Annotated in this window: 24 protein-coding genes; 10 read left to right on the forward strand and 14 right to left on the reverse strand. The window is 70.3% G+C overall.

Annotated features, from left to right (window positions below; all coding sequences use genetic code 11):
• Positions 1–3 precede the first annotated feature (3 nt).
• On the reverse strand, positions 4–594 hold the full coding sequence (locus tag QSK32_RS28000) for a hypothetical protein (RefSeq protein WP_285473594.1): 591 nt from the start codon (positions 592–594) through the stop codon (positions 4–6).
• Positions 595–1,135: 541 nt separating this feature from the next.
• On the opposite strand from QSK32_RS28000, the gene QSK32_RS28005 reads away from it, so the two are divergent.
• Both QSK32_RS28005 and QSK32_RS28010 read left to right on the forward strand, forming a co-directional pair.
• Positions 1,136–1,822, forward strand: a complete 687-nt coding sequence (locus QSK32_RS28005; protein ID WP_285473595.1) for a hypothetical protein — start codon at positions 1,136–1,138, stop codon at positions 1,820–1,822.
• Entirely contained in the window at positions 1,819–2,271 is a 453-nt protein-coding gene (locus tag QSK32_RS28010) for a hypothetical protein (protein ID WP_285473596.1), read from the forward strand. Before QSK32_RS28005 ends, QSK32_RS28010 begins: the two co-directional genes overlap by 4 nt.
• Before the next feature lie 4 nt (positions 2,272–2,275).
• On the opposite strand, the gene QSK32_RS28015 is transcribed toward QSK32_RS28010, so the two are convergent.
• The 3 genes from QSK32_RS28015 to QSK32_RS45765 are packed head-to-tail and all read right to left on the reverse strand — an operon-like array spanning position 2,276 to position 6,325.
• The gene (locus tag QSK32_RS28015; RefSeq protein ID WP_285473597.1) at positions 2,276–3,460 is read right to left on the reverse strand and encodes a zinc-dependent alcohol dehydrogenase; all 1,185 of its coding nucleotides are present in this window, start codon (positions 3,458–3,460) and stop codon (positions 2,276–2,278) included.
• Positions 3,461–3,488: 28 nt separating this feature from the next.
• Entirely contained in the window at positions 3,489–4,037 is a 549-nt protein-coding gene (locus QSK32_RS28020; protein ID WP_285473598.1) for a hypothetical protein, read from the reverse strand.
• Positions 4,034–6,325 carry a hypothetical protein gene (locus tag QSK32_RS45765; RefSeq protein ID WP_285473599.1) on the reverse strand — a complete coding sequence of 764 codons (2,292 nt, stop codon included), beginning with the start codon at positions 6,323–6,325 and terminating at the stop codon, positions 4,034–4,036. Before QSK32_RS45765 ends, QSK32_RS28020 begins: the two co-directional genes overlap by 4 nt.
• 171 nt (positions 6,326–6,496) lie before the next feature.
• Between QSK32_RS45765 and QSK32_RS28030 the strand changes: the two genes are divergently transcribed.
• Complete coding sequence (locus tag QSK32_RS28030) at positions 6,497–6,916, forward strand: hypothetical protein (RefSeq protein WP_285473600.1); 420 nt, start codon at positions 6,497–6,499, stop codon at positions 6,914–6,916.
• 74 nt (positions 6,917–6,990) lie between these two features.
• Here QSK32_RS28030 and QSK32_RS28035 read toward each other — a convergent pair whose 3' ends face one another.
• From QSK32_RS28035 to QSK32_RS28060, 6 genes are all read right to left on the reverse strand, one after another.
• Positions 6,991–7,854 (reverse strand): hypothetical protein, encoded by an 864-nt coding sequence (locus QSK32_RS28035; protein ID WP_285473601.1) that lies wholly within the window; start codon positions 7,852–7,854, stop codon positions 6,991–6,993.
• A gap of 400 nt (positions 7,855–8,254) precedes the next feature.
• On the reverse strand, positions 8,255–9,022 hold the full coding sequence (locus QSK32_RS28040) for an HAD hydrolase-like protein (protein WP_285473602.1): 768 nt from the start codon (positions 9,020–9,022) through the stop codon (positions 8,255–8,257).
• 76 nt (positions 9,023–9,098) lie between these two features.
• A complete protein-coding gene (locus QSK32_RS28045) occupies positions 9,099–9,299 on the reverse strand; it encodes a lyase family protein (protein ID WP_245674217.1) in 201 nt (66 codons plus the stop codon).
• A gap of 145 nt (positions 9,300–9,444) precedes the next feature.
• Positions 9,445–9,936: a RidA family protein gene (locus QSK32_RS28050; RefSeq protein ID WP_285473603.1), complete on the reverse strand. Its 492-nt coding sequence runs from the start codon at positions 9,934–9,936 to the stop codon at positions 9,445–9,447.
• Complete coding sequence (locus tag QSK32_RS28055) at positions 9,933–11,243, reverse strand: amidohydrolase (RefSeq protein WP_285473604.1); 1,311 nt, start codon at positions 11,241–11,243, stop codon at positions 9,933–9,935. Before QSK32_RS28055 ends, QSK32_RS28050 begins: the two co-directional genes overlap by 4 nt.
• A gap of 60 nt (positions 11,244–11,303) precedes the next feature.
• The gene (locus QSK32_RS28060) at positions 11,304–11,876 is read right to left on the reverse strand and encodes a TetR/AcrR family transcriptional regulator (RefSeq protein ID WP_285473605.1); all 573 of its coding nucleotides are present in this window, start codon (positions 11,874–11,876) and stop codon (positions 11,304–11,306) included.
• Between the two features lie 137 nt (positions 11,877–12,013).
• Here QSK32_RS28060 and QSK32_RS28065 point away from each other — a divergent pair, with 137 nt between their 5' ends.
• From QSK32_RS28065 to QSK32_RS28095, 7 genes are read left to right on the forward strand one after another with little or no spacing between them, the layout of a single operon-like run.
• Positions 12,014–13,582 carry an ABC transporter substrate-binding protein gene (locus QSK32_RS28065; RefSeq protein ID WP_169792524.1) on the forward strand — a complete coding sequence of 523 codons (1,569 nt, stop codon included), beginning with the start codon at positions 12,014–12,016 and terminating at the stop codon, positions 13,580–13,582.
• Complete coding sequence (locus QSK32_RS28070; RefSeq protein ID WP_285473606.1) at positions 13,579–15,231, forward strand: ATP-binding cassette domain-containing protein; 1,653 nt, start codon at positions 13,579–13,581, stop codon at positions 15,229–15,231. The genes QSK32_RS28065 and QSK32_RS28070 overlap by 4 nt, the downstream gene beginning before the upstream one ends.
• Complete coding sequence (locus tag QSK32_RS28075; RefSeq protein ID WP_045746329.1) at positions 15,215–16,027, forward strand: ABC transporter permease; 813 nt, start codon at positions 15,215–15,217, stop codon at positions 16,025–16,027. The genes QSK32_RS28070 and QSK32_RS28075 overlap by 17 nt, the downstream gene beginning before the upstream one ends.
• Before the next feature lies 1 nt (position 16,028).
• Positions 16,029–17,021 carry an ABC transporter permease gene (locus tag QSK32_RS28080; protein ID WP_285473607.1) on the forward strand — a complete coding sequence of 331 codons (993 nt, stop codon included), beginning with the start codon at positions 16,029–16,031 and terminating at the stop codon, positions 17,019–17,021.
• Positions 17,022–17,040: 19 nt separating this feature from the next.
• The gene (locus QSK32_RS28085; protein ID WP_285473608.1) at positions 17,041–17,670 is read left to right on the forward strand and encodes a cysteine hydrolase family protein; all 630 of its coding nucleotides are present in this window, start codon (positions 17,041–17,043) and stop codon (positions 17,668–17,670) included.
• Between the two features lie 10 nt (positions 17,671–17,680).
• A complete protein-coding gene (locus QSK32_RS28090) occupies positions 17,681–18,250 on the forward strand; it encodes a cysteine hydrolase family protein (RefSeq protein ID WP_052721013.1) in 570 nt (189 codons plus the stop codon).
• Complete coding sequence (locus QSK32_RS28095; RefSeq protein ID WP_285473609.1) at positions 18,232–19,365, forward strand: amidase family protein; 1,134 nt, start codon at positions 18,232–18,234, stop codon at positions 19,363–19,365. Before QSK32_RS28090 ends, QSK32_RS28095 begins: the two co-directional genes overlap by 19 nt.
• 903 nt (positions 19,366–20,268) lie before the next feature.
• On the opposite strand, the gene QSK32_RS28100 is transcribed toward QSK32_RS28095, so the two are convergent.
• The 4 genes from QSK32_RS28100 to QSK32_RS28115 form a co-directional block, all read right to left on the reverse strand.
• The gene (locus QSK32_RS28100; protein WP_285473610.1) at positions 20,269–20,862 is read right to left on the reverse strand and encodes a DUF4232 domain-containing protein; all 594 of its coding nucleotides are present in this window, start codon (positions 20,860–20,862) and stop codon (positions 20,269–20,271) included.
• 69 nt (positions 20,863–20,931) lie between these two features.
• On the reverse strand, positions 20,932–21,699 hold the full coding sequence (locus tag QSK32_RS28105; RefSeq protein ID WP_045746325.1) for a class I SAM-dependent methyltransferase: 768 nt from the start codon (positions 21,697–21,699) through the stop codon (positions 20,932–20,934).
• A gap of 40 nt (positions 21,700–21,739) precedes the next feature.
• Positions 21,740–24,589 carry an FAD-binding and (Fe-S)-binding domain-containing protein gene (locus QSK32_RS28110; protein ID WP_285473611.1) on the reverse strand — a complete coding sequence of 950 codons (2,850 nt, stop codon included), beginning with the start codon at positions 24,587–24,589 and terminating at the stop codon, positions 21,740–21,742.
• Positions 24,586–25,749, reverse strand: coding sequence for a pyridoxal-phosphate-dependent aminotransferase family protein (locus QSK32_RS28115; RefSeq protein ID WP_285473612.1), 1,164 nt, complete (start codon positions 25,747–25,749; stop codon positions 24,586–24,588). The genes QSK32_RS28110 and QSK32_RS28115 overlap by 4 nt, the downstream gene beginning before the upstream one ends.
• Positions 25,750–25,833: the final 84 nt, after the last annotated feature.

Genomic DNA, 25,833 nt, shown 5'->3' on the forward strand with positions numbered 1-25,833 from the left:
GGGCTACTCCTCGTCGAAGAGGGGGTGGTCCATCGGGCTCGGTTCAGCAATGATGTCGATTCCGGCAGTGCGGATATCAGACTCAGTCACGACCAGGTCAGCGCGATCACCCAGCATGGCTGCGATCAAAGCGTCGAGCATCTCCAGGTGTCCCTCACGCGCGTCGGCCACGGCTGCGTTGATTCGTTCGGTGGCGCGGTTGACCTGTAGACCCTGCTCGCCCGCTTCGTCGATTTTGCGATGGATGAGCCCGGCCTCCAGGAAGTTGGACCAGGGCGTACGCAGCGTCAGCAGTGAGTCGGCGGTGGACCGGAAGAGCATGAGGAGAACGGGGTTCGGCCGGTCTCCGGCGCCCCCGTCGAGGCGCAGAACGAAGAGCCGCTGAAGGCCGTCGAGCAGAGACAGGTAGTGCGCTTTCAGCGCAGCGTTGAACGTCGGGGACTCGGCGTAGTAGCCGCCGAAACCGCGTTGCTGAGCGCCCAGGTAAGCCAGGACGGGCTTCGTCGTCGTCGAGTCCCAGCTCGATCGGGCCGTCGAGCAGGTCGGACGGCTCGTAGGCGGCCGGGTCGAGGCGGTGGAGGAGTTCCTTGGCACCGCTGGTGATCAACGAGGTGTGCTCATCGTCCTCGTTCAGCGCCGCAGATGCTTCCTGCAGGGCGGGATCCTCCAGCACGATGTCCAGCGTCTCCAGGCTGTCCAGGACGTTCATCATGACGTAGCCGGACCAGCCGTACTCCTCGCCGATCTCCGCACCGCATCGGTGCACCGCTTCCTCGGCACGCGAGGAGCCGGCGGCGCTGACGATCGCCGGCAGATCGCCGAGCTTGACGATGTGGAGCGAGGCAACGGACGACACCGGCGGATCCTGACGTGGCGTGACTCGGCACGGCGGACACCGGCCTGGACTTCAGTGCGCCCGGCCCGGAGCGGGACCGCGCCGTCCATGCCGCCGGACAGCGGCTGAGGCGACATCCGGCGCGGCAAACCCCGGCACGCAGTTGCGTCACGCTTGACGACGCCGGCTGAACAGAGCTGATCGGGGGAGGTCACTTCTTCGGGCGACCCGGGACCGTTAGCATCCGAGACGAGTGTGATCGGTTTCGATGGATGCGGTATGCGCGGGCGGGGATCGTTCATGGCTGAGTCTTGGTGGGTGCGCTGGCGGAGGGTGATCGACGCCCGCACGTTCCTGCTTGGGCTGAGTGCCGCGTCCGCGACCACTTTCGTCGTGGTGTTCTACGTTCAGTCGCGTGACCTGACCGACCCCTTCCAGTTGGCGGCGGCCGTCTACGCGGTGGTCACGGTCATCCTCGTCGTTGCGAGTCTCCGGCGATCCAGGCCGCGACCGCCCTCCACCGCCGCCGAGTTCTTCCACCGGCTGAACCGGGTGGTCCGGGAGCGGGTTTTCGAGCCGGCCACCTGGGTCGGGGTCGCGTCGCCGATTCCGCGGCGGAGGACCGTGTGGCTGGTCGGCGGCGTGGCCGGCACCGGATCGGGGCTCAGCGTCGCGGCCGCCTGGGTGTTCTCCCTGCACAGCTATCCGCCCGGGGAGCGGGATCTGTACCTCGGCGCCACCCTCCTGGCCGGGCTGCTGTCGGTGATCTCCGGTGTCGCGCTCGTCGTCGCCGCCCGGCACCGCAGGGAGGGTCTGCAAGCGGCGCTGCTGCTGGAGTTCCGGCTGCGGGACGTTGCCGCGGGCAACGCGATCCTGGTCACCAGTGATGTCGCCGAGGCGCTGGCGCGGCGCGACCTGCTCCTCGTGGCGGGGGAGTTCGAGGCGGCGCGGCGCCTCCACGACACCATCCCGGACGGCCCGCGATGACCGCGGAGAGAGCCCGGCGGCCTGTCGAGCCGGTGCGGCCACGGCCGCGGCAACTGTCCTCCGAGCAGGTCGACGCGCTGATCCTGATCCGGCACGAGCAGGTGCACGAGCCGGGCGAGCTGCAGCCGCGCCAGGCAGCGGACCCGAGTGTCCGGGTGGCGATCGTGACGGCTGTCGGCTCGCTGATCGTCGGCGGCACCGCGTTTGCGGGGGCGCTCCTCACCCACGACGAGCCCGTCGCGCCGAGCCCGGATCCCGGATACTGCGTCACCGTCTACGAGGCGTACCGCGGCGTGGCCGAAGGTGATCCCGGGCAGGCCTCGATTCTGACCCGCCCCGGGCCGAACGGGAAGTCGATCGTCGACGCGGACCGGAGCGCCGTGCAGTGCGGAGTCACCAATGAGGTCGTCATCGATCTGGGGAATCTTCCCCGGCCCACCCCGGGCTGAGGTTTCAAGGCTTCAACACGACCTTGATGCACCCTTCCTGCTTGTTCTTGAACATCTCGTACGCCTCCGGCGCCTCGTCCAGCGGCATCCGGTGCGTGACCAGGTCGTCCACGCCGAGCGGGTCGTCGTCGCCGGTGAGCAGCGGCATGATGTCGTCGACCCAGCGCTTCACGTGCGCCTGTCCCATCCGCAGGGTGACGCCCTTGTCGAACAGGTCCATCATCGGGAACGGGTCGGCCTGGCCGCCGTACACGCCGATGATCGAGATGGTGCCGGCCCGGCGGACCGCGTCGAAGGCGGTGCGCAGCGCGCCCATCCGGTCCACGCCGAACGTCTCGTTGGCCTTGCGGGCGAGCGGGTCCGGCAGCAGCCCGGCCGCCTTCTGCGCCGCTGCCTGGAAGGGGGTGCCGTGCGCCTCCATGCCGACCGCCTCGATCACCGAGTCGGCGCCGCGGCCCTGGGTCAGTTCGCGGACCGCACCGGGGATGTCGGTGGTCTCGTCGAAGCTGAGCGTTTCGATGCCGTGCCGGCTGGCCATCGCGAGGCGTTCCGGCACGTTGTCGACGGCGATCACCTTCGCGGCGCCGAGGTGCCGGGCGATCCGGGCCGACATCTGTCCGATCGGGCCCAGGCCGGTGACCAGCACCGTGTCGCCGGGCCGCACGTCGGCGTACTGGGCGGCCTGCCAGGAGGTGGTCAGCACGTCGGAGAGGAACAGGAAACGCTCGTCGGGGTGGCCCTCCGGCACCTTGATCGGCCCGAAGTGGGCCTGCGGGACGCGCAGGAACTCGGCCTGGGCGCCGGGCACCTGCCCGTACAACCTGGTGTAACCGAACAGCGACGCCCCCTTGCCGTGCTTGCTGACCTGGGTGGTCTCGCACTGCGCGTAGAAACCGCGCCGGCACATCCAGCACTGCCCGCAGGAGATGTTGAACGGGATCACCACCCGGTCCCCGGGCCGGATGTGGGTGACCTCGGCGCCGACCTCCTCGACGACACCCATCGGCTCGTGCCCGAGGATGTCGCCGGCATCCAGGTACATCCCGAGGACGTCGTAAAGGTGCAGGTCGGAGCCGCAGATCGCGGTGGAGGTCATCCGCACGATCGCGTCGGTCGGGTCCCGGAGCACCGGGTCGGGGACGGTCTCCACGGATACCTTGCCGGTGCCCTGCCAGGTGAGTGCTCGCATACCGGGCGGATACCCGATGATCCGGGCGTTATGCGGCGACCGGCACCGAGATGTCGCGGACCACCGCGGGCAGGTAGATGGTGGCCCGTCGCTGCACCACCTGCTGCCCGGCGACCTCAAGCGTGCCGGTCAGATCGGCCGCGCCGGCCTTGACGGCGATCACACGACCGGATCTGATCACCGCCAGCAGCCAGCGGACCAGGATCTCCAGGCACACTCGTACCTCGATCGAGGCGACCGCCAGATCACCGATCCGGATCTCCACGGCCGGCCGCTGCTCGAACGTCAGGGTGTGCCCGGCCAGCTCCACCATCTCCTCGGCGCTCGGATCGTCCCGGGTGCGGACGGCAGCGTCACGCAGGGCCGCGTATTTCGCCCAGGCCAGCGCGAACACGTCCTGCACGTCCATCTCCAGGATGCCGGCTGCCACCTCGCCGGCCTCGGCGAGCACCGCCTCCCGCGCGGCGCCCGGGATCCGCCCCAGGGTCTCCCCGGCACTTTCGGTCACCGCGGTGGTGAGCGCGGCGGACGCGTCGGCGGCACTGTCGAAGAAGACCGCACGGATCGGTGTGGTCATCGGAACTCCTCCCTCAGACGGACGGTCGGCCGTCCCCTGTCGACCCGGATCCGGATCAGCTGCCGGGGCGCGGCATGCGGGTCACTCACGGTCACATTCGTTTTTTCGGGGTACGCGCAGAGCACCGCACCGACGTGTCCCTCGGGGGCCGGCTCTTGCGTGGGGTGGGCTTGACGCCACTTCGTGCGTACCCGCGACGCTCCTGCCTTGAGGGCGACCAGCCCACCCAGAAGGACCCCCGCGAGCCCGATCCGCAGCAGCGCGGCGAGCCAGGACGGCGAATCCGGTTGCGGGGCCAGGACACCCAGGGTGACCAGGCCGTCGGCGCTCTGCGTGGTGTTGCCGGACAGCGTGTAGTCGACGGCCCAGTGCAGGGTGCCGATGCCGGGCGCGGCCTTCTCCGGCACGGTCGCGACGGCGGTCCAGTTGCCGCCCGGGGTGCGGCTGCAGGCGGTCTCGGCGCCCTCGACAGTGAAGCGGGCACGGCACCCGGTGATCTCCACGTTCTGATCGATCGCGGCCAAGGTGACCGATGCCTGTTTACCGGCGACGACGGATTCGGGGTCGACGTGGGCGTCGAACAGCGGCGGGTTCTCCGTCGTTTTCGTCGTCTGCGTCGTGCCGGCCGTCGTCGTCGATCCGCCGCTCTGCCCGCCCGTTGATCCACCGGTCGAGCCGTCAGCCTGTCCGTCGGTCGAGCTGTCGGTCGGTTCGTCGGTCGGTTCGTCGGTCGAGCTGCCGGTCGGTCTGTCGGTCGAGCTGCCGGTCGGTCCGTCGGTCGGGGGCGGCGGGGTGCTCGGCCGGACCGGTGGGCGGCTCGGGATCACGACGGGGCCGAGCACCGGAAACGCGATCACGCCGTCGGCGACGCCCGGCCGGCCGTCGCCGACGGTCGTGGAGACGGCCCAGCGCAGCAAGGTCGCGCCGGGTGCGGTGCCGCCCGGCACCCGGGTCCGGGCAACCCAGCGGGTCGGGGAGTCCGGACAGACTGCGCCCTGATCACCGGCGAAGGCCACCTGGCAGCCGACGATCCGCACATCCGGCCGCAGCGACGCGAGGGTGACGACAACCGGTTCACCCGGCGCCGCCGAAGCCGGTTGCACGACCACCGCGACGACCGGCGGCGCGATCACGATCCGGATCGGGAACGTGCCCCGCCGGATCCCCGGCTCCTCACCCGCGCGACTGCTCGTGTAGGACAGTTCCCATGCGGCGGTGAGCACGCTGCCGTCCCGCACGGTCGGCGGGATCAGCACCACCGCCACGCCGCCGGGGCTGCAGGCGGCGTCCCGGCCGGCCACCACGAGCCGGCACGTGTCGACCGTGACGCCGCGGGTGCGACTCGTGAACCCGGTCACGAACGGTTCCCCAGGCCCGGCCCGGGTCGAACTGGGGGTCACACTGAACTCCGGATCCAGCAGCCCGACGTGGACGGTCAGCCGCCCCGGCGTGTCCGGCGGTCTGCGGGTGATGGTCCCGTCAGGTTCCCGCGCGGTGTAACGCCACTCCAGCGTGAGGTCACGTCCCTGCACAGCGGTCGCGGGCACAGTCACGGCGGCGCTGGTCCCGTCACACCGGGTGGTCCGCCGCCCCAGCCGAACCGCACAGTCGGTGACGGTCAGCCCGGCGGACCGCGAGGTGAACCCGACGGTCACCGTCCCACCCGGCGCAACCGTCCGCGGCCGGGCCGCGACATCCACCCGCAGAATGCTGAACGGAATCTGCCCCGTCAGCGATGTGTCCGGCACCGCCTCTTGCTCGATGACGTCGGAGATGACGCGGTAGTCGAGCCGCCAGTGCAGCACGGTCGGCTCGGTCCGAGCACCCGGCGGCACCGTCGCCGAGACGAACGGAACGATCATCCCGGGCTCGGCCGACGCGGGACATTCCCAGAACCGATCCTCATCGTCAGCGAACCGCACCCGGCACCCGGCGAGATAACGGCCGTCACCCTTGGCGAAATCGTCAAATGTCACCACGACCGTGTCGCCCGGCCAGCCGAAGGCCCGTTTCACACTGACCCTGAACCCGACCTCCTCCGGCGAGTCGGTCACCCCACCGACGTCCGGCGAAACGTCACCGTCGCCGGGTTCCGGCTTCGCAGAGTCCTGACTCGCCTCAGGCTGCACAGACACCTCACCAGGCATCGGGAACACCGACGCCGAGCCGGCTTCCGGCACGGCGGCCCCCGTTGCGGTGCCCCGGCCGGGCGTGGCCACCACACTCAGCGCCAGCACCACGGCTCCGGCAAGGCAGACCCCCACCCGCCGCAGACCCGTTCCCGTCATGACCGCCTCCCACACCCGCCGACCGGTTCGCTCCGGTCGTCACTCACAGGAGGGGCCGCGACGCGCCCTGATACCTCAGAGCCCGCCCATCCGGTCCGAGTTCTTCCCCCCGGACAGGCAACGGCGCCCGAGCTAGACACGTTTCGTGGTCAGGGTGCGAAGCCCGTCCGCGTGGTGATTTCGGGCGTGCTGGACGCCCCAATTCATCACACCCGTGGGGGTGTGGTGATTACGGGCGCGCTGGTCGCCCGAAGTCACCACGCCCCTGGTGGTGTGTTGATTTCGGGCGCGCTGGACGCCCCAATTCACCACACCCGTGGCGGTGTGTTGATTTCGGGCGTGCTGGGCGCCCGAAGTCATCACGCCCGTGGTGGTGTGTTGATTTCGGGCGTGCTGGGCGCCCGAAGTCACCACGCCCGTGGTGGTGTGGTGATTTCGGGCGTGCTGGACGCCCGAAATCACCACGCTGTTGTGGGTGTGGACGAGCGGCGGATGACCCTACCTGTCTACGTCTGCTCAGCGGTCGCCCTCGATGACGATCACCGCGCGCATGGCCCACACACGGATGCGCCGGAGACCCCCGTGGTGTGAGGGCCTCCGGCGAGGAGGTTCCGTGCGGTGGATCAGGATCCACGAAGGATCAGGTCGCCGTTTTTACCGTGGATTTATCCCACGGGCGTTTCGTTCAGATCCAGTTCACGCAGGATGTCATCGCGGTTCGCGTCCGACCGTAGCGCGGTCAGCGATTTCAGGCGGCCCAGCAGAGTCGTGGAGGATGCGGGGCATTTCAGGTCTTGAATCGCGGACAAGGTCTTCTCGAAACGCTGGATGCGGCTTTCAAGGTCCGTGCCGCTCGGCAGGTTCGCATTCTTGAGCGCTACCTGCGCGTTCACCTGTGCTTGAGTGGGTGGGCAGCGGCCGGGAACATTCACCCCGGTGGGGCCCACGCGGTCGGCCGTCGCGTTCGGATCTCCTGGGCTGAAGCCCAACGCCGGCACCAACGCGCTGATGTCACCGGAGTCGGCTCCGGAATCCTCCGTCGCTCCACCCGCGGCCGCGTCACCGGATCCTGCGGCTGCCTTGTCCGCGGGCGTTTCGTTCAGATCCAGACCGCGCAGGATGTCATCGCGGTTCGCGTCCGCTCGCAGTGCGGTCAGCGATTTCAGGCGGCCCAGCAGAGTCGTGGAGGATGCGGGGCATTTCAGGTCTTGAATCGCGGACAAGGTCTTCTCGAAACGCTGGATGCGGCTTTCAAGGTCCGTGCCGCTCGGCAGGTTCGCATTCTTGAGCGCTACCTGCGCGTTCACCTGGGCTTGAGTGGGTGGGCAACGGCCGGGAACATTCACCCCGGTGGGGCCCACCCGGTCGGCCGTCGCATTCGGATCTCCCGGGCTGAAACCCAACGCCGGCACCAACGCGTTAATGGTACCGGCGTTGTCCTGTTCGGCGGCCTGGCTCATCCCCGTGCCGACCGCCAGAGCCGAACCGAGCAGTGCTGCGGCGGCACCTCCAATCAACAGCTTGCGCATCCGGCTGCTGCCTCCGCGTCGATACATGCACGGCTCCTCTTCGTCTCGGTACTGCTTGTGCCGAGAAATACGAGCAATGATGTGGCAGCAGTTCATGACGCAGAGCAAGCGTTCCTTAAAGCTTCTTTAAAGAAACTCCCGGGGTGCGAATGGCAGGCTCGCGAACCGTTGGTCACGTTGTCGGTCGAGCGCGGCGACTTCGAGGCACTGCGCGCCCGCGCTGACGCCGGCGACTCTCACGCCGCCGGTCGACTCGCCGAGTGCGGTGACTGGCAACGGCTCGACTTGGACGCGGGGCTGAGCCTCGCGTCGGTCGAGTCAGCCGGTCCAGGTCGCGGGTAGCGGCTGTGGCCGCGGGTGGTCGCCTGTTCGGTCGGCTTCAGGGCAGGGGGTATGGCCGTTACTGAGCGGGGGCTCGGAGGAGAGCCGGCAGGTCGGCCACCGAGTCGATGGTGTGGTCGGCGACGGTGGGGAGGGCCTCGGCCTGCTGGTCGGCGTATTTGCCGGTGCGGACCTGGACCGTGCGCAGACCCGCCGCGCGGCCGCCGGCGATGTCCGTGGTGGCGTCGTCGCCCACCACCAGGCAGTCGGCCGGTGCGAGGCCCAGGGAGCCGGCGGCCATCGTGAAGAAGTCGGTGGACGGCTTGCCCAGGACCTCAGCCTGGACGCCGGCCGCGTACTCCAGGGCCGCCACGATGGCGCCGGTGTCCAGGTGGTCGCCGTCGGCTGCCCGGTAGTAACGGCCCCGCTGCAGGGCCACCAGGGTTGCGCCCGCGCGCAGTGCTCGGAAGGCCTCGTCCAGAAGGGTGTAGTTCAGGGTCGCGCTGCAATCGCCGACGATCACGTGCGTGTACGGGCCCGGGGCGGGCGCGGCGGGGAGCATGCCGGCTATCGCGGGGGCCACCAGGGTGTACGCGCGGACGCCCGGGCGGGTGCAGAGGTGCTGCGCGGCCACGGCCGGGGTGAACAACTCGTCGGCGGCGACCTTCAGGCCGTACCCGAGAAGGGTCTGTCTGATGGTCTCGGGCGTCTTGGCATCGGTGTTCGTGAGGAGACGCAGCCGGAATCCGCCGGCGCGCAGCTCGCTGACCGCTTCGACGGCTCCGGGGATGACCGTGCCGCGGGCCTGGAGGGTGCCGTCGATGTCCATCAGGATGCCGGTGCTCACCAGCTGATCATGTGACAGGGGTGGAAGGGGCGCGGCACCGGGGAGGGGTGCCGCGACGAAGGGGTGGCGACGGTGGTCAGAAGTGGTCGAGGTGGAGGTTCGGGCGGTGGATCTGGAGCCACGCCTCGAAGGTCTCCCTCTCCCAGATCTTGCCCATTTCGAGGGTTTGGTAGGGCGGTGGGAAGTCCCGCCGGTTCATGATCTGATACGCCCGTTGCCGGGACACGCCGAGGCACTTGCGAATCTCCCCGGCACCCATGAAGACCTGCCTTTTCATGTCCGAGACTCTAGTCTCACGTGCACCAGTCATGGGAACACCCTCGCGGGGCATGACACGTGTCTCGTCCGCGCGGTTCGGGCGGTTTGTCTACTGGCCCGGCGCTCTGACGACTATAAATACCTATATATCGATCTCATCACCCTTATGGGTGATCCACCACCTCCAGCTCGGTCCACAGCTCGAAACAGTTCTTGCGGGAGAGCGCGGACACCCCGATCGATGCCCGGCCGGCCACCCCGACGGTGGGTCCGAAGACGTCCACGAAGAGCTGCGAGGCGCCGTCCGAGACCAGGTGCAGATCCTCGAAATCATCAGTGGTACGCAGGAAGCACAGGTTCCGTCCCATGGCGGTCACCCGGTCCAGGCTGCCGACGGCCAGGCGGATCAGGCCGAGGGCGTTGACGGCGGTCATCCGGGCGGCCTCGCGGCCCTGCTCGACGGTGACGTCGTCGCCCAGCCGGCCGGGGTGCAGCCGGTTGCCGGCCCGGTCCTCGGGAGTGATGCCGGACAGGAGCAGCAGGTTGCCGACGCGGTGGAAGGGTTTCACCGTGCCGTAGCGGCCGCCGTAGGGCGGGTCCGCGTAGTCGGGAACGGTCAGGCCGAGTTCGCGGACACGGGCTTCGGGGCTGGTCACAGATCATCTCCGGAATAGACGGTCCGGCCGCCGACGACGGTGCGCCGGACGGTGGCGGTACGGATGGCTTCGGGATCGCAGGTGGTCGGGTCGACGGACAGGGCCACCCAGTCGGCCAGCATCCCGGCGCGCAGCATGCCGCGGTCCCGTTCGGCGAACGCGGCGTACGCGGCCCCGGTCGTGTATCCGGCCAGCGCCTCGAAACCGGTGATGGCCTGCGCGGGGGCGACGGGGCGGGGCAGGCCGCGGGCCATCCGGGTGCGCGACTTCCACATCAGGTGCCGCGGGTCGAACGGGAAGAACGGGCCGTCCGAGCCGAGCGCCACGGTCGCCCCGGCGTCCAGCCAGGACCGGATCGGATCAGCCGCGACGGCCCGCTCGCCGAGGTGTGCGATGAGTCCGTCGGCGTTGCGCCAGTGGATCGACGGCTGCAGGGAGGCGACCACGCCGAGCCGGGCGGCCAGGGCCATGCTCTCCGCGGACGGCTCCAGGTAGGCGTGGATGAGTTGCCAGCGCAGGTCGCGGATCGGGGTCTCCCGGTCGATCTCGGCGAACATCCGCAGCACCGCGGCGACCGCGCCGCCGCCGACCGCGTGCACGCCGAGCGACCAGCCGTGCCGGGCGCAGTACGACGCCAGGGCGAGGAACTCGTCGTCGGTGAGGCGTTGCAGGCCGAGGTCGCCGGAGCCGGGCGTCCACTCGGTCTCCAGCAGGGCCTGCCGTTTCATTCCTTCACCATCGAAATAGACTTTGACACCACCGATTCGTAAAAAATCGTCACCAAAGCCGGTGTGAATGCCGATGCCGGATAAATCAGACAGCGTGGCGTGCGGCATCGCGGTCACCCGCATGGTCAGCTCGTCGGCGGACCAAGCCCGCTGATAGGCGCGCATCTCGTCTGCCGTGACGGCCGGATCCACCACGCTGGTGATCCCGAGAGCGTGCAGCAGCGGCTGGATCAATCGCAGCCCGGTGGCCCGGTCGTCCGGTGTGGGTGCGGAGTCCGCCGGCCACTCGTCCAGGTCGAAGGTGCGGTCCATCTCGGCGACGAGCGCCGGGGCGTCCCAGGACGAGCCGCCGAGCGACACCACCTTGAGTCCGCCGCGCTGCATGTGCAGGTGAGCGTCGATCAGCCCGGGAACGATCACACCGTCGATCTCTTCGGCCGGGGTGTCCGGCGGGCACGCGGCCCGCACCTCGTCGACGCTGCCGACGGCGAGGATGCGGTCACCGTCGACGGCGAGGGCCGAGGCCCGTGGTGCGGCCGGGTCCATGGTGACCACCGGGGCGATCAGGAGTGAGGTCACGGAACGTCTCCCTAGGTTGGATCCACGTCAACATATAGTGGATCCCGTACCCGGGGAAGATCAGGCGCCGAGAATGCGCAGGATCGCCGTCGTCGTGTCGCGGACCGCGTCGTCGACCGTGAGCGACGGGTCCTCGTACCGGCGGAGGTTGATGCTCTCCACCACGGCGAAGACGATCCCGCTGATCCGGCGCAGGTATTCCTCGCCCGGCGGGTGGCCCAGTGCGGTGAGTACGTCGCGGATCAGGGCGGTGTACCCGGTGCGGAGACGCTCCCGCAGTTCGTGAGCCTCGGCGAACTCCGGGCCGCGCACCTCGGGGAGCAGCCCGAGGACGGCGACCGGCCGTCGGCCGGCGAAGAGCGCGCGGATGTCGAAGTCGAGCAGGGCGACCAGCCGATCGCGGGCCGGCAGCGGCGACAGCATCAGGACGTCCGCTTGTGAGACCGCGGGCCGCAGCGTCTCGACCAGCAGTTCTAGCAATATGTCCGATTTAACCCTGAAATGCGCATAGAGTGACGGCTGCCGCACTCCAGCCCGCTCCGCGATCTCCCGCGTCGACGTCGCCGCGAAACCCTGAGCGGCGAACAACTCCGCCGCGGCCTGCAGGATCCGTTCGCGCCCCGTGGCCGCCATGGCCGATCGCCTCCTGGTCAAAGTTTCCTGCTGGAAACACCGAGTCAACATCGCCGCCTCATCCAGCGGCTTTTCTTTCGTCCACCACAGCCTATCGCTTGATAGGCAGGCGATCGGAAATCAGAAAGGTGGGTCCCGTGCTTCGCAAGACCGCCTCCGCCGCCCTGCTGACCATCTCCCTGACACTTCTCGCCGCCTGCTCCGGCGGTGGCACGCCCGGCACCTCCGCCGCTGCCGGCGACGATCTTCTCAAGCTCGCGTTTCTGGGCGGTGTCAAGACTCCCGACCCGGACACCGCCTACGACGGCCCCGAGCTGAACCTGGTGAACAGCGCCTACGAGGGCCTGGTCACCTACAAGTCCGGCCAGGACAAGGCCGAGCTGACCGCGGCCCTCGCCACGACGTGGAGCGCCGACCCGACCAACACGGTCTTCACCTTCGACCTGCGCGAAGGCGTCACCTTCCACGACGGCACGCCGTTCACCGCGGCCGCCGTGGAGAAGAGCTTCCAGCGGCGCACCGACGTCGGCGAGGGCCCGGCGTACATGGTCGGCGACGTCAAGAGCGTGGCGACGCCCAGCGACAAGCAGGTCGTCATCACCCTCGACGCGCCGAACAGCGCCTTCCTCGACCTTCTCGCCTCCCCGTTCGGCCCGAAGATCGTCAGCCCGGCGGCGATCGAGGCACACCCGTACAGCGCGGACGGCGAGAACTGGTTCGCCAGCAACGACGCGGGCACCGGGCCTTACCGGTACGGCACCTTCACGCCGGACACGTCGTACCAGCTCACGGCGTACGACGGGTACTGGGGCGCCAAGCCGGGATATCCGACCGTGGAGTTCTCGGTGGTCTCCAGCCTCTCCACGATCCAGCTCCAGCTGGAGAACGGCGAACTGGACGGGCTCGCCGGATACAGCGACAGCACGACCTTCACGGCCCTGCAGGCCAAGGAGAAGCTCAAGACGTACCAGTTCTCCAGCATGCAGACGCCGACCATGTTCCTGAACCCGAAGAGTGCCACCCTCGCCGACCAGGCCACCCGGCTCGACCTGCTGGCCGGCGTCGACTTCACCGACCTGGCGACCAAAGCCCTCGGCGCGGTCGGCAAGCCCGCGACCGGCGTCTTCCCGGCCAACCTCCTCACCGGCGCCGACGACCAGCAGAAGATCACCCACGACGGGACCAAGCTCGCGTCGCTCGCCGCCGGCTCCCTCAAGAGCAAGACCATCAAGATTGCGTACGGTGCGACGAGCGCTGATGCCAAGAACCTGAGCGACAACCTCGCCGCCGTGCTGAACGCCGCCGGAATCACGGCGCAGAGCACCGGTTACGCCCTGGGCACCTACTTCCCCGAACTGGAGAAGGGCGCGGCCGGCCCGGACATCACGTTCTTCGCCGGATTCCCGGACACCGCACACCCGGACGCCTGGGCCACCGTGTTCTACACCCCGAAGGGCGGCCTGGACCTGTTCGGCGCCGAGGTGCCCGGCCTGTCCGACACCCTGGGCAAGGCCCGCGAAACCGGCGACCAGCAGTTGTACGCCCAGGTCGCGTCCCAGGTCAGCGAGTCCGGCTGGTGGTACACCGTCGCCACCAGTCTCGGCACCGCGGTCTTCGCCGACGACGTCGCCGGTGTCGAACAGTCCTACCACCCGGTGATCACCGGTGTGCTGAACCTGGCCGTCCTGCACCCGGCCGGAGCATGAGCAAGCCCCACGCCGGGGTTCTCGAGGTGGCCGGACTCAGCATCCGGTACACCTCGCGGACCCCGGCGGTGCTCGCCGTCGACGACGTGTCGCTGACCGTCGCACCCGGACAGTGCGTGGGCCTGGTCGGCGAGTCCGGCTCGGGCAAGAGCACGATCGGCGCCGCCGTCCAGGGTCTGCTCACCCGGGAGACGCACGTGGAGGCGGACGGCACGGTACGCGTGGACGGCGTCGACCTGGACGTCACCGCGGAAGCCGGCTGGGACGGCGTCCGGGGCCACCGGGTGACCACGGTCTTCCAGGACCCGATGTCGTCGCTGGACCCGACGATGACCGTCGGCCGGATGCTGACCCGCGTCACCGGCAGCAAGCAGGAGAGTCTGCGCTGGCTGGAGGCGGTGGAGATCCGCGATCCGGGGACCGTGCTCCGCGCGTACCCTCATCAGCTCTCCGGCGGCATGCGGCAGCGCGTGATGATCGCACTGGCCCTGGCCCGCGGGCCGGCACTGCTCGTCGCGGACGAGCCCACCACCGCGCTCGACGTCAGCGTCCAGGCGCAGATCCTGCGCCTGCTGACCCGCGAACGCGAGCGCCTGGGCTGCGGTGTCCTGTTCATCACCCACGACCTCGGCGTGGCCCGGGCGATGTGCGACGAGGTGGCCGTGATGCGGCACGGCCGGCTGGTGGAACGCGGACCGGCCGCGACCGTCTTCGGCGCACCGGCCGAGCCCTACACGCAGCGGCTGGTCGCTTCCCGGCTGACGCTGGCCACCGACCGGCAGCGACCGATCGGGCTGCCCGACCCGACCGTGCTCACCGCGATGCGCGAGACCGGATCGGCGCCGGACGACCTGGAACACCGCTGGGAACGGGGCGACCTGCACTGGTCGTCCTTCACCCGGGAACGCACCGAGGTCCGGGGCGGCCACACCCTGGAGCTGGCCGGGGTCACCAAGAGCTTCCGCACCGGCGGCCTGTTCGGCGCGGCCCACAAGACCGTGCTCACCGGCGTCGACCTGCGGGTCGCCCGGCACCAGAGCGTGGCGCTGGTCGGGGAGTCCGGCTCCGGCAAGTCCACCATCCTGCGCATCGTCGCCGGGCTGGAGACGGCCGACGCCGGTGACGTCTACGTGGACCGCACCCAGGGAGCAGGCGTGCAGGTCGTCTTCCAGGACGCGGGCGCGTCGCTGACCCCGTGGCGCACCGTCGGGCAGCTGCTCGCCGAACGCCTCGAAGATCTTCCCAAGAAGGAGAGAGATCAGCGGGTACGCCTCGCGCTGGAACGGGTCGCCCTCGACCCCGCGCTGGCCGGCTCCCGGCCCGGCCAGCTCTCCGGCGGACAGCGGCAACGCGTCGCCATCGCACGGGCCATCGTGGTGCCACCGGCGCTGCTGCTCTGCGACGAACCGACCAGCGCGCTCGACGTGTCGGTGGCCTGCTCGGTGCTGAACCTGCTCAACCTGCTGCGCCACGAACTCGGCCTGTCGATCCTGTTCGTCACCCACGACCTGGCCGCCGCCCGGATCATCGCCGACCGGGTCGACGTGATCAGCGACGGGACGATCGTCGAACAGGTGCCGGCCGCCTCGATGAGCACCGACATGACCAGCGAATACGGGCGGAGGTTGCTCGATGCCGTCCTGGCTTAGACGCGGCGAGACCCTGGCGGTGGTGATGCTGTCCGTGGTGCTGGTCGCCGCGCTGATCGGGCCGCTGCTCTCGCCGTACTCCTCGATCATCCCGTCCGGGGCGCCGCACCTGCCGCCGCTGTCGGCCGGGCACCTGTTCGGCACCGACGAACTCGGCCTGGACATCGCCACCCGCATCCTCGAGGGCACCCGCACCAGCCTGCTCACCGCCCTGGTCGTCACGGTGATCGCGGCCGTGGCCGGCATGCTGATCGGCACCCTCGCCGGATTCGTCGGCGGCGTCCTGGACACCGTGCTCATGCGGGTCACCGACCTGTTCCTGGCGCTGCCCGCCACCATCGTCGCGATGGCCGTCGCCGCCGGCCTGGGCACCGGCCTGACCAGCTCGATGATCGCCATCACGGTGGTGTGGTGGCCGCTCTACGCCCGGCTGGTCCGCGGCGAGGTCCGCCGCACCGCCCGGGCCCTGCACGTCGAGGCGGCCCGGATGAGCGGCACCCGCGGCACCCGGCTGGTGCTGCGGCACGTCCTGCCGAGCGTGCTGCCGACCGTCGCGGTCACCGCCAGCCTGGACATCGGCGGGGTGATCGTCACCGTCGCGGCCCTGTCGTTCGTCGGCCTCGGCGCGCCCGCCCCGGCCCCCGAACTGGGCCTGATGGCCTCGGCCGGCCTGCAGTACGTGGTCAACTCCTGGTGGATCCCGGTGCTCCCCGGCCTGGCCGTCGGCCTGCTCTCGCTGCTGTTCAACTACGCCGGCGACGGTCTGCGGGCCGTGCTGCGCGGTAAGGGAGCCTGACATGCTGCGCTTCACCGTCCGCCGGATCGCCTCCCTGATCGTCGTCCTGTTCGCGCTGCTCGTGCTGGTCTTCCTGATCAGCCGGTACGGCGGTGACCCGGTCCGCGGCTACCTGGGCGCGAACGCCTCCGCCGACGCGGTCGCCGCGATGCGCACCCGGCTCGGCCTGGACCAGCCGATCTGGGTGCAGTTCGCCGACTACCTGTCCCGGCTGGCCCGGCTCGACCTCGGCACCAGCCTGGCCACCCGCCGCCCGGTCGCCGCCGAACTGGCCCAGCGCATCCCGGCCACCGCCGAACTCGCGCTGTGGACCGTGTTCTTCTCGGTGCTGATCGGCATCCTGCTGGCCCGGGTCTACACGCTGAAGAGCCGGTTCTCCGGGATACTGCGACTGATCCTGTTCAGCGCGGCCAGCGCCCCGGCGTTCCTGATCGCCACCGGCGGCGTGCTGATCTTCTTCGTCCAGCTGCACTGGCTGCCGGTCTCCGGGCGTACCGGATACGGCCCGAGCACCGGACTGTCCGGCATGTACGTGCTCGACGGCCTGCTCACCGGCAATCTTCCGTACGCGATGGATGCTCTGCGGCATCTGATCCTGCCCGCCCTGGCCGCCAGCCTCGGCCCCGGCGTCGCCCTGGCCCGGGTCCTCGCCGACGGCCTCAGCACCAGCCTGCGGTCGGCGTACGCCCGGACCGCCCGTTCCCTCGGCGAGACCGAGTCGGCGGTGCTCCGGCGGCACGGGCTGCGCAACGCGGCCAGCCCGGCACTCAGCCTGCTCGGCGTCCAGGTCGGCATGATGCTGTCCAGCCTGGTGGTGGTCGAACAGATCTTCTCCTGGAACGGCCTCGGTCAGTTCCTGGTCCGCGCGATCGGCGGCGCTGACACCGCCACGGTCGCCACGATCAGCCTGCTGCTCGGCGCCTTCTACGTCGTGGTCAACGCACTCGTCGACATCGCGCTGGCGGTCGTCGATCCCCGCGTCCGTCTCTCCTAAGGGGTCTCTCCTCATGCCCGTGCAGGTCACCGATATCACCCCGAACGAGGAGCTGAAGCCGGTCGGCAACGTCGTCCTGGTGGTCGTCGACATCCAGGGCGGCGGCAACGCCAACCCGTTCATGCCCACCAAACCCGAGCAGACCTGGATGCCCGGCCGCGCCGAACGCAACGCCAAAGCCGTCGAGATGGTCACCGCGTTCCGGGCCGCCGAAGTCCCGGTCGTCTTCATCCAGGAGGTGCACAAGCCGTCACTCGTCGACATCGGCCGTGAACTGGACGGCAACGAGGGTCCGCACTGCATCGAGGGCGACCCGCGGACCGCACTGCACCCCGGGCTGGAGCCCCGCCCGGAGGAGTACCTGATCCAGAAGCGCCGCTACTCCGCGTTCTTCGGCACCGAACTCGACATCGTGCTGCGCGGATACAAGGCCGAGACGGTGATCCTGATCGGCGGGATGACCGACGTGTGCATCCACTACACCGCCCTCGACGCGCATCAGTACGACTACCACTTCCGTACGGTGTCCGACATGGTGGTCGGCTCCGGGCAGGAGCTGCACGACGCGGCCCTGCGGGCGATGAAGTACCTCCAGCGCGACGGGCTGGTCTCCAGCGCCGCCGTGCACGCCTGGCTCACGAGCCTCTGAAGGGACAGCGGTGAACATCGAAGGAAAGACCGCACTGCTCGTCGTCGACTTCCAGGGCGGGCCGCTGACCGGTGCCGACCCGGTCTACGCCAAGGACCAGCTCGGCAAGGCGATCACCATGGTCGACGCGTGCCGGGCCAAGGGCGTACCCGTCATCTGGGTTCAGGAAGTGCACAAGCCGCACCTGATCGACATCGGTCGCGAGCTGGACGGGTCCGAGGGGCCGCACTGCATCGAGGGGGAGCCGAGCACCTCATTGGCGCATGGGCTCACCCCGCTTCCCGAGGAGTTCCACATCCGCAAACGGCGGTACTCGTCGTTCTTCGGCACCGAACTCGACATCGTGCTGCGCGCCTACGACGTGGACAGCCTGATCATGATCGGCGGGTTCACGGACATCTGCATCCTGTACACCTCGGTCGACGCGCACCAGCGCGACCTGTTCATCAACGTGGTCACCGACGTGGTCAGCGGGTCGTCGCAGCAGGCCCACGACGACGCCCTCAAGATGGTGCACTACCTGCAGCACAAGTCGCTGGTGACCAGCGACGAGGTCGGTGCGTGGCTGACCACGGTGTGACCGGCCGCGTCGAGGCGGCACTGGCCGCCGCCGCCCGCCTGGACCCGGTGCTGCACTTCGCCGAGAGCCTCGACCCGGCGGGCGCCCGCGCGGCGGCCCGGCGGGTCGACCCGGACGCGCCGCTCGCCGGGGTGCCGTTCCTGATCAAATCCGGTACTCGGCCGGACGCCCCGATCGTGACCCGCCTGGTCGCAGCCGGTGCGGTTCCGATCGGGGTCTCGACCCGCAACCGGCCCGGCACCGACTCGCAGACGCACGGCTGGAACGGCCGGGACTTCACCCGCAACCCGTGGGATCTCTCCCGATCACCGGGCGGATCGTCGGCGGGCGCCGCCGCAGCGGTCGCGGCCGGCGTCGTGCCCCTGGCGACCGGCGGCGACAGTGGGGGATCGCTGCGGATCCCGGCGGCCTTCTGCGGCGTTGCGGGATTCAAGGGTACGGCCGGACGGGTCCCGCGCCGGGGTCGGACGCTCACCGGTCTGGCCGTCCCCGGCCTGATCGGCGCCGACCTGGACCTCGTGGTGGCGGCGACCTCGCTGGTCAGCGGCCCGGACCGGCACGACCCGGCAGCCCTGCCACGCTGGCCCGTCCCGGCGTCCGAGTGTGATCAGCCGTGGCGGGTGGCGTTCCTGACCAGTTTCGGTCGTGGGACGGCTGACCCGGCGACGGCGGCGGTGGTCCGGTCCCGACTGGGCGATCTCACGGTCGTCCAGGTGCCGCTGGAGCTGGCGCCGCCGGACGACGCGTGGGACACGATGGCGGCCCTCGACGCCGGGCGCGGCGCCACCGACGCGCAGGTCCGGCACGCGCTCGACCTGCGGCGACAGGCCGACCTGGCCCTGGCCGACGTGTTCGCCCAGGTCGACGCGATCGTCACACCGACGACGCTGGGCGTGGCGCACCCGTACGACGGCCCGGTGGCCGGCGACTTCGTCGGCGACCTGTGCTGGGACTTCAACATCACCGGGCATCCGGCGGTGAGCGTCCCGGCCGGGCTGGTCGACGGCCTGCCCGTCGGCCTGCAGGTGGTGGCCCCGCACGGCCGCGACGACGTGGCCGTCACCATCGCCCGCCGCGTGCGCGCGCCCTTGCCTCCCCCGCCGTTCCACGCGTGACTCGTCGTTCTGCGCCTGACTTGTCGCTCTGCGCGTGACTCGTCGTTCCGCGCGTGACTTGTCGTTCCGCGCCTGACTCGTAGTTCCGACGCCCGTGTTCCCGCCTCATGCGCTGGTCCACGGTTGACTTCGGGGTCCGCCGCGCGGGTCTCTGTTTCGTTCGCCGGTCCACGTCTGGCCTCGCGGTTCGCAGTGGGGCCGCTGTCTCCTCCGTTCACCGGTCCACATCCGCTGCGCCGCGCGCCTCTTCCCGGGGTCTCGCCGTACCGGTGTGGTCCAGCCGTTCGCCACGGTGTCGCCTCCGGTCAAGGTCAACGCGAGTCACGTGGCGTCCCGGCCACCCCGGCCGTCGTCCACGGCTCTCCCACGACGCTGGACAACCGTCATCGACGGCTGGTGGTAGCCCAGCCGTCGGTCACGGCTGCTTCCGCTTCGAAAACGGACCGTAGAGGACGGCTGAGGGCTGCTCAGCCGTGCTCCACGGCTGTTTTCGGCTTGTGGTTGAGCCGTGGGCGACGGCTGGGGGTTGGTCGGCCGTGCTCCACGGCTGTTATCGGTCTTCCGGACAGCCATGGAGGACGGCTCGGTCGGCTGAGCCGTCCTCCATGGCTGACTGGTAGGCGTTGTTCAGCCATCAGGGACGGCTCGGGGGTGCCAGCCGTCGGTTGTGGTCGGTTTCTGCTCGTGGTTGAGCCGCTGCCGACAGCGGGCGCCCTCGAGCCGTCGTCTACGGCTGACCAGGAGACGTGACTCGAGCGGTAGCGATGGCAGTACCGGGGCCGGCCGTCGTGTACGGCTTGATGCCACGCCGAGAAGAGGACCAGCCCTCACCCACGAAGGCGAGATAGGAGGGGCGCGGAACGCGAGATCGGAGGTTGATGCCGTTGTCTGTCGACGAGACGATCATGACGAGGGGCTCGTGCTGTCGGCTTCCCAACGGGTGACGCCGAGCCGTCCGGTGCTGCCCAGGTCGAACGGGTGGTCCGGTGTCACGGTCTGGAACGGGCGGCCCTCCTGCGGGGACACCGACACGGAGTCCACGTTCACCGGCCCGTGGGTGGTGTCGTCGTAGGTGTTGCGCCACGCCACCACGGCGCTGGCCGCCTGTCCCGGGGCGAGCACCACCTCGCGGTCCGGGAAGTCGAGCTGCTCCAGGCCGCTGGAGATCTCGGTGACGCCGGGCAGCACCGTCACGTCGAGCACGGCCCGGTCCGCGTCGAGGGGCCGCAGCACGGGATAGCCGCTGACCCGGTAGTCCCGCGCACCGCAGTTCGTCAGCGTCAGCCCGACCACCCGCAGCCCCATCGCCGCGTCGCCGTCGGTGAACCGCATCCGGACCCCGGACGGCGGGCAGGTCGGCAGCACGGTCGGGGAGACCAGCCCGGGGACCGGAGACACCGACGGCGGCCCGGGCCAGGTCTGCGGGGTCGTGCCGGGCGCCGCGCAGGCACCCAGCACCAGAACGACCGGCAGGACGGTCAGCAGTCGACGGATCATCGCCGGTCATCCTGCCAGCATCCTGCAACCGGAGAGCCGGCCATCCTGCAACCGGAAAAGAAAGTCAGGTCAGACCGCACGGGCCGTGATGTGCGACCACGTCTGGGTGAACCAGAGCTCCCCGTCGACCAGCAGCGGCCGCATCCCGGTCGGCTCTCCACCGTCCAGTTCGGCGCGCAGTTCCGCCTCGATGCCGGCGCCCACGTCCGCCGGGGTCCGGGACTGGTCGAGCCACACCCGCAGCGGCCGTTCCACCTCGAACACCTCGGAGGCCACCAGGGCCGCCCCGGCCACCACCATCGCCTGCTCGATCTCGGCGACGGTACGCATCGCGCCGTGCGACGGGTCGCGCAGACGTTCCATCCGGTCCGGGTCGCCGCGCAGTCCCGGTGTCCGCACCAGGTCGGCGACCACGAGCCGGCCGCCAGGACGGCACACCCGGACCATCTCGGCCAGCACCGTCTCCGGTTCGGTCACCTGATGCATCGAGAACCGGGTGACGACCAGCGAGAACGAGCCGCCGACGAAGGGCAGCCGGGCGGCGTCGCCCTCCTGGAAGACGACGTTGCGCAGGTGCGCGGCGTCGGCGCTCGCCTTGCCGGTGGCCAGCATCTCCGGTGTCAGGTCGAGGGCGGTGACGTGCCGGGCCCGGCCGGCGAGGGCCCGGGCGACCATCCCGGTGCCGCAGGCGACGTCCAGGCACACATCGTCGGCGGTGGGTGCGGCGAAGTCGACGAGCCGGTCGAGGTGCCGGGTGAAGGCATCGTTGAGGCGGCTGTCCTCGAAGGTTCCGGCCTGCCGGGCGAACTCCCGCCGGATGAGATCACGGTGCGACATCGACAAATCCTTCCCGAAAACGGCGGACTCCGCCGTTCTGTCACCGTTTCGAGGAACGAGAACCAGGATCCACAGAACAGGCCTCGAGGAGCAACTCGAGGGGGTGCCGGGCCACCCGTTCGGTGCCGTGCCGGATCTGCTGCCGGCAGGAGAAGCCGGTGGCCGCCACGATCGTGGATGCGGGCTCGTTCCGGACGGCCGGCAGGAGGCGGCTCTCGGCGATGGTCATCGACAGGTCGTAGTGCTCCGACTCGTACCCGAAGGATCCGGCCATGCCGCAACATCCGGCGTCGACCTCGACCACCTCCGCGCCGGGGATCCGGCGCAGCAGTGCCAGGGTCGCGGCGGTGCCCACCTCGGCCTTCTGGTGGCAGTGTCCGTGGTAGAGGATGCGCCGCCCGGCGAACCGGCCGGTGAGCGGGAGGTCGGCGTCGAGCAGGATCTCCTCGATCTGCCGGACCCGGCCGGCGACACCGGGCACGCGGGGGTCGTCGGGGAGCAGCTGCCGGTGTTCGTCACGCAGGGTGAGAACGCAGGACGGTTCGCATCCGACGATCGGCGACGACGATCCGGCCAGCCGGGTGACGAGCGCCGCGGCCCGGCGCCGGGCGTCGTCGAGCAGGCCCTTGGAGTAGCTCGCGCGCCCGCAGCAGCCGCCGCTCTCCAGCCGCACCCGCCAGCCCGCCGCGGTGAGGAGGGTGACGGCGGCCTGTCCGGCGGACGGTTCGGTCCAGGTGGTGAACGAGTCGGCGAGCAGGATGATCTCCGGGCCGGGTGGCCGGTGAACGTGACGGAACCAGCGGATCAGGTCGGTGCGGGCGAACCGCGGCAACGGCCGGGCCGCGGTGATGCCCAGCCGGCGGTCGAGGAGCCGGCGCAGCGGGGCCGACCGGGTGAGGAGGTTGGCGAGCGGGGCGGTGGCCGCGCCGAGGCGGTTCACCGTGCGGATGGCACCGAACAGGCGCGACCGGAGCGGGACGCCGTGGGTGTCGTGCCGGGCGGCCAGGGTCTCGGCCTTCAGGGCGGCCATGTCGACGCCGAGCGGGCATTCGCTCTTGCAGGCCTTGCACATCAGGCACAGGTCGAGGATCCCGTGCAGGCGGTCGTCGCTCAGCCCGGCCCGGGGGTCGGCTTCGGAGAGGGCTTTGACCAGGGCGTTCGCCCGGCCGCGGGTGGAGTGTTCCTCGTCGCGGGTGGCCATGTAGGACGGGCACATCACGCCGGTGGCGTCCTTGCGGCACAGCCCGATGTTCATGCACCGGTCCGCCGTGTCCCGCATGCCGCCGACGACCGTGAAGTCCAGGCGGGTGCGTATCGGTGGTGCGGGTGGGAGGGCCGCGTCGCGGAGGTGGTCGGTCATCGGCGGTGCGTCCACGATCTTTCCGGGATTCATCAAGCCGTGCGGATCGAAGATCTCCTTCACGGTACGCAGCGCGGCATAGAGTTCGTCGCCGAAGATCTCCCGGTTGAACTCGCTGCGTGCCAGACCGTCGCCGTGTTCGCTGGAGTTGACGCCGCCGTACGCGACGACCAGGTCCTTGATCTCCTCGGCCACCGCCCGCATCGCCCGGCGGTGCTCGGGGCGGCGGACGTCCACGAACGGGCGGATGTGCAGGCAGCCCACCGAGCAGTGGCCGTAGAAACCGGCGTGCAGCCCGTGCCGGTCCAGCACCTTCTGGAAGTCCCGGGTGTAGTCGGCCAGGCGGGCCGGGTCGACGGCGGTGTCCTCGACGAAGGCCAGCGGGCGCAGCGTTCCGGTGCTCGCCGCCATCAGCAGGCCCAGGCTCGCCGCCCGGACCTTGAGCAGGCCGGCCTGCTGGGCCGGGGTCTCGGCGCGCACGGTGTGATATCCGTGTCCGTGGCGCTGCCACCGTGCGGTCAGCCGGTCCAGCCGTCCGCGCAGCTCACGCTCGTCGTCGCCGGCGAACGAGACGAACAGCAGGGCCGCCGGGTCGCCGGCCAGGAGCTGTCCCAGGCCGGCGTACTCGATCTTCCGGCGGGACAGGTCGAGGATGGTGCGGTCCATCATCTCCACCGCGGACGGTTCGCCGGCGAGGGCGTCGCCGGTGGCCTCGACGGCGCCGATCACCGACGTGAAGTGCCCGACGGCGATCATCGTGTGCCGGGGCCGGGGGACCAGGTCGACGAGGGCCTCGGTGACGGTGACCAGGGTGCCCTCCGAGCCGACGACGAACCGGGCCAGGTCGAACCCCGGGCCGGCGGCCAGCCGGTCCAGGGGGTATCCGCAGGCCCGTCGCCAGTACGGCGGGAAACCGGCGAGCACTTCCGGGGTGAGCAGACCGGGGAGTCGCCGGTAGATCTCGCTCTCCACGGTCCCGGACCGGGGCGCGTCGCGGCGGTCTGATCCGAAACGGGCGTGGGTGCCGTCGGAGAGGACCACCGCGAGTTCCCGGACGTGGTCGATGGTCATCCCGTGCCGGACCGAACCGCTGCCCGCGGAGTTGTTGCCGATCATGCCGCCGAGGGTGGCGCGGTTGCTGGTCGAGGTGTCCGGCCCGAACATCAGGCCGTGCGCGGCGGCGGCCCGGTTCAGCTGGTCCTGCACGACGCCGGGCTGCACCCGGGCGGTCCGCGCCTCCGGGTCTATCGCGACGATCTCGTGCAGGTGCCGGGACAGGTCCAGGACCAGGCCCGATCCGACGGTCTGGCCGGCCAGGCTGGTGCCGGCGCCGCGCGCGACGATCGGCACGCCGTGCCGTCCGGCGATCGTGACCGCGGCGGCGACGTCGTCGGCGTCCCGGGGGAAGGCCACGCCGCGGGGTTCGATCGCGTACATGCTGGCGTCCCGCGAGTAGAGGTGCCGGGTGTACGCGTCAAACCCGGTCCGGCCGCCGAGCGCCCCGGTCAGCTCGTGCTCGAAATCGGTCACGGGCGTTGCAGCCTTTCCAGGGCGGCGGTGATCCCGGACGGGTCGGCCGGGACGCCGGCGGCGATCAGGCCCATCTGCACGCCGGACAGGGTCCCGGCCAGCATCAGGTCGTTGAAGTCGCCGAGATGGCCGATGCGGAACACCCGGCCGGCCAGCCTGCCGAGTCCCCCGCCGAGCGACATGTTCCAGCGTTCCAGCACGGTGGCCCGGATCTTGTCGGCGTCGTGGCCGTCGGGCACCACGACGGCGGTCAGCGATCCGGAGAACTCCCGCTCGTCGCGGCACAGCACCTCGAGACCCCAGCGTCGTACGGCCAGCCGCGTCGCCTCGGCATGCCGCTGGTGCCGGGCCCACACGGCCGGCAGCCCCTCCTCGGTGAGCATGGCGAGCGCCTCCCGCAGCCCGTACAGCAGATGGGTGGCCGGGGTGTACGGGAACAGGCCGTTGCGGTTCGCCTCGATGATCGGCTGCCAGTCCCAGAACGACCGGGCCAGCCGGGCGGTCCGCGACGCGTCCCGGGCTTTGGCGCTGATCGCGTTGAAGCTCAGCCCGGGTGGCAGCATCAGGCCCTTCTGCGAGCCGGCGACGGTGACGTCGACACCCCAGTCGTCGTGCCGGTACTCGATCGAGGCCAGCGACGAGACGGTGTCGACCATCAGCAGCGCCGGATGCCCGGCGGCGTCGATCGCGGCGCGGATCTCCGGGATCCGGCTGGTCACGCCGGTGGACGTCTCGTTGTGGACGACGAGCACCGCTTTGACGGTGTGCCCGGGGTCGGCGGCGAGACGGTCGGTGACCTGCGCCGGGTCCACGCCGTGCCGCCAGTCGCCGGGGACGACGTCGGCCTCGAGTCCGAGACGGATCGCCATCTCCCGCCACAGGCCGGCGAAGTGCCCGGTCTCGAAGCAGAGCACCCGGTCGCCGGGGGAGAGGGTGTTGACCAGGGCGGCCTCCCACGCGCCGGTGCCGGAGGCGGGGTAGACGACGATCGGTTCGGTGGTGCCGAAGACCGGCCGCAGGCCTTCCAGGATCTCCGCGGTGAGCTGGGCGAATCGTGGTCCGCGGTGGTCGATGGTGGGCGCGGCCATGGCGCGCAGCACCCGGTCGGGGGTGTTCGTGGGTCCCGGTATCTGCAGGAAATGACGACCGGCAGCACTCATGGAGCCAGCGTAAACGATATTGAAGTTGATCAATTGTCAAGTATTGACCACACTCTGTGGCGAAGACCATAGTTGGTCCGGCTG

Source organism: Actinoplanes sp. NBRC 101535 (assembly GCF_030269225.1).
In the GTDB taxonomy this organism is placed as follows: Bacteria; Actinomycetota; Actinomycetes; order Mycobacteriales; family Micromonosporaceae; genus Actinoplanes; species Actinoplanes rectilineatus.

Excerpts from the sequence above, each read along its gene's own strand:
- QSK32_RS28005 (WP_285473595.1), top strand. The coding sequence starts at position 1,136 with ATGGCTGAGTCTTGGTGGGTGCGCTGGCGGAGGGTGATCGACGCCCGC.
- QSK32_RS28010 (WP_285473596.1), top strand. The coding sequence starts at position 1,819 with ATGACCGCGGAGAGAGCCCGGCGGCCTGTCGAGCCGGTGCGGCCACGG.
- QSK32_RS28015 (WP_285473597.1), bottom strand. The coding sequence starts at position 3,460 with ATGCGAGCACTCACCTGGCAGGGCACCGGCAAGGTATCCGTGGAGACC.
- QSK32_RS28020 (WP_285473598.1), bottom strand. The coding sequence starts at position 4,037 with ATGACCACACCGATCCGTGCGGTCTTCTTCGACAGTGCCGCCGACGCG.
- QSK32_RS45765 (WP_285473599.1), bottom strand. The coding sequence starts at position 6,325 with ATGACGGGAACGGGTCTGCGGCGGGTGGGGGTCTGCCTTGCCGGAGCC.
- QSK32_RS28035 (WP_285473601.1), bottom strand. The coding sequence starts at position 7,854 with ATGCGCAAGCTGTTGATTGGAGGTGCCGCCGCAGCACTGCTCGGTTCG.
- QSK32_RS28045 (WP_245674217.1), bottom strand. The coding sequence starts at position 9,299 with ATGAAAAGGCAGGTCTTCATGGGTGCCGGGGAGATTCGCAAGTGCCTC.
- QSK32_RS28060 (WP_285473605.1), bottom strand. The coding sequence starts at position 11,876 with ATGGCGGCCACGGGGCGCGAACGGATCCTGCAGGCCGCGGCGGAGTTG.
- QSK32_RS28070 (WP_285473606.1), top strand. The coding sequence starts at position 13,579 with ATGAGCAAGCCCCACGCCGGGGTTCTCGAGGTGGCCGGACTCAGCATC.
- QSK32_RS28075 (WP_045746329.1), top strand. The coding sequence starts at position 15,215 with ATGCCGTCCTGGCTTAGACGCGGCGAGACCCTGGCGGTGGTGATGCTG.
- QSK32_RS28080 (WP_285473607.1), top strand. The coding sequence starts at position 16,029 with ATGCTGCGCTTCACCGTCCGCCGGATCGCCTCCCTGATCGTCGTCCTG.
- QSK32_RS28100 (WP_285473610.1), bottom strand. The coding sequence starts at position 20,862 with ATGATCCGTCGACTGCTGACCGTCCTGCCGGTCGTTCTGGTGCTGGGT.
- QSK32_RS28105 (WP_045746325.1), bottom strand. The coding sequence starts at position 21,699 with ATGTCGCACCGTGATCTCATCCGGCGGGAGTTCGCCCGGCAGGCCGGA.
- QSK32_RS28115 (WP_285473612.1), bottom strand. The coding sequence starts at position 25,749 with ATGAGTGCTGCCGGTCGTCATTTCCTGCAGATACCGGGACCCACGAAC.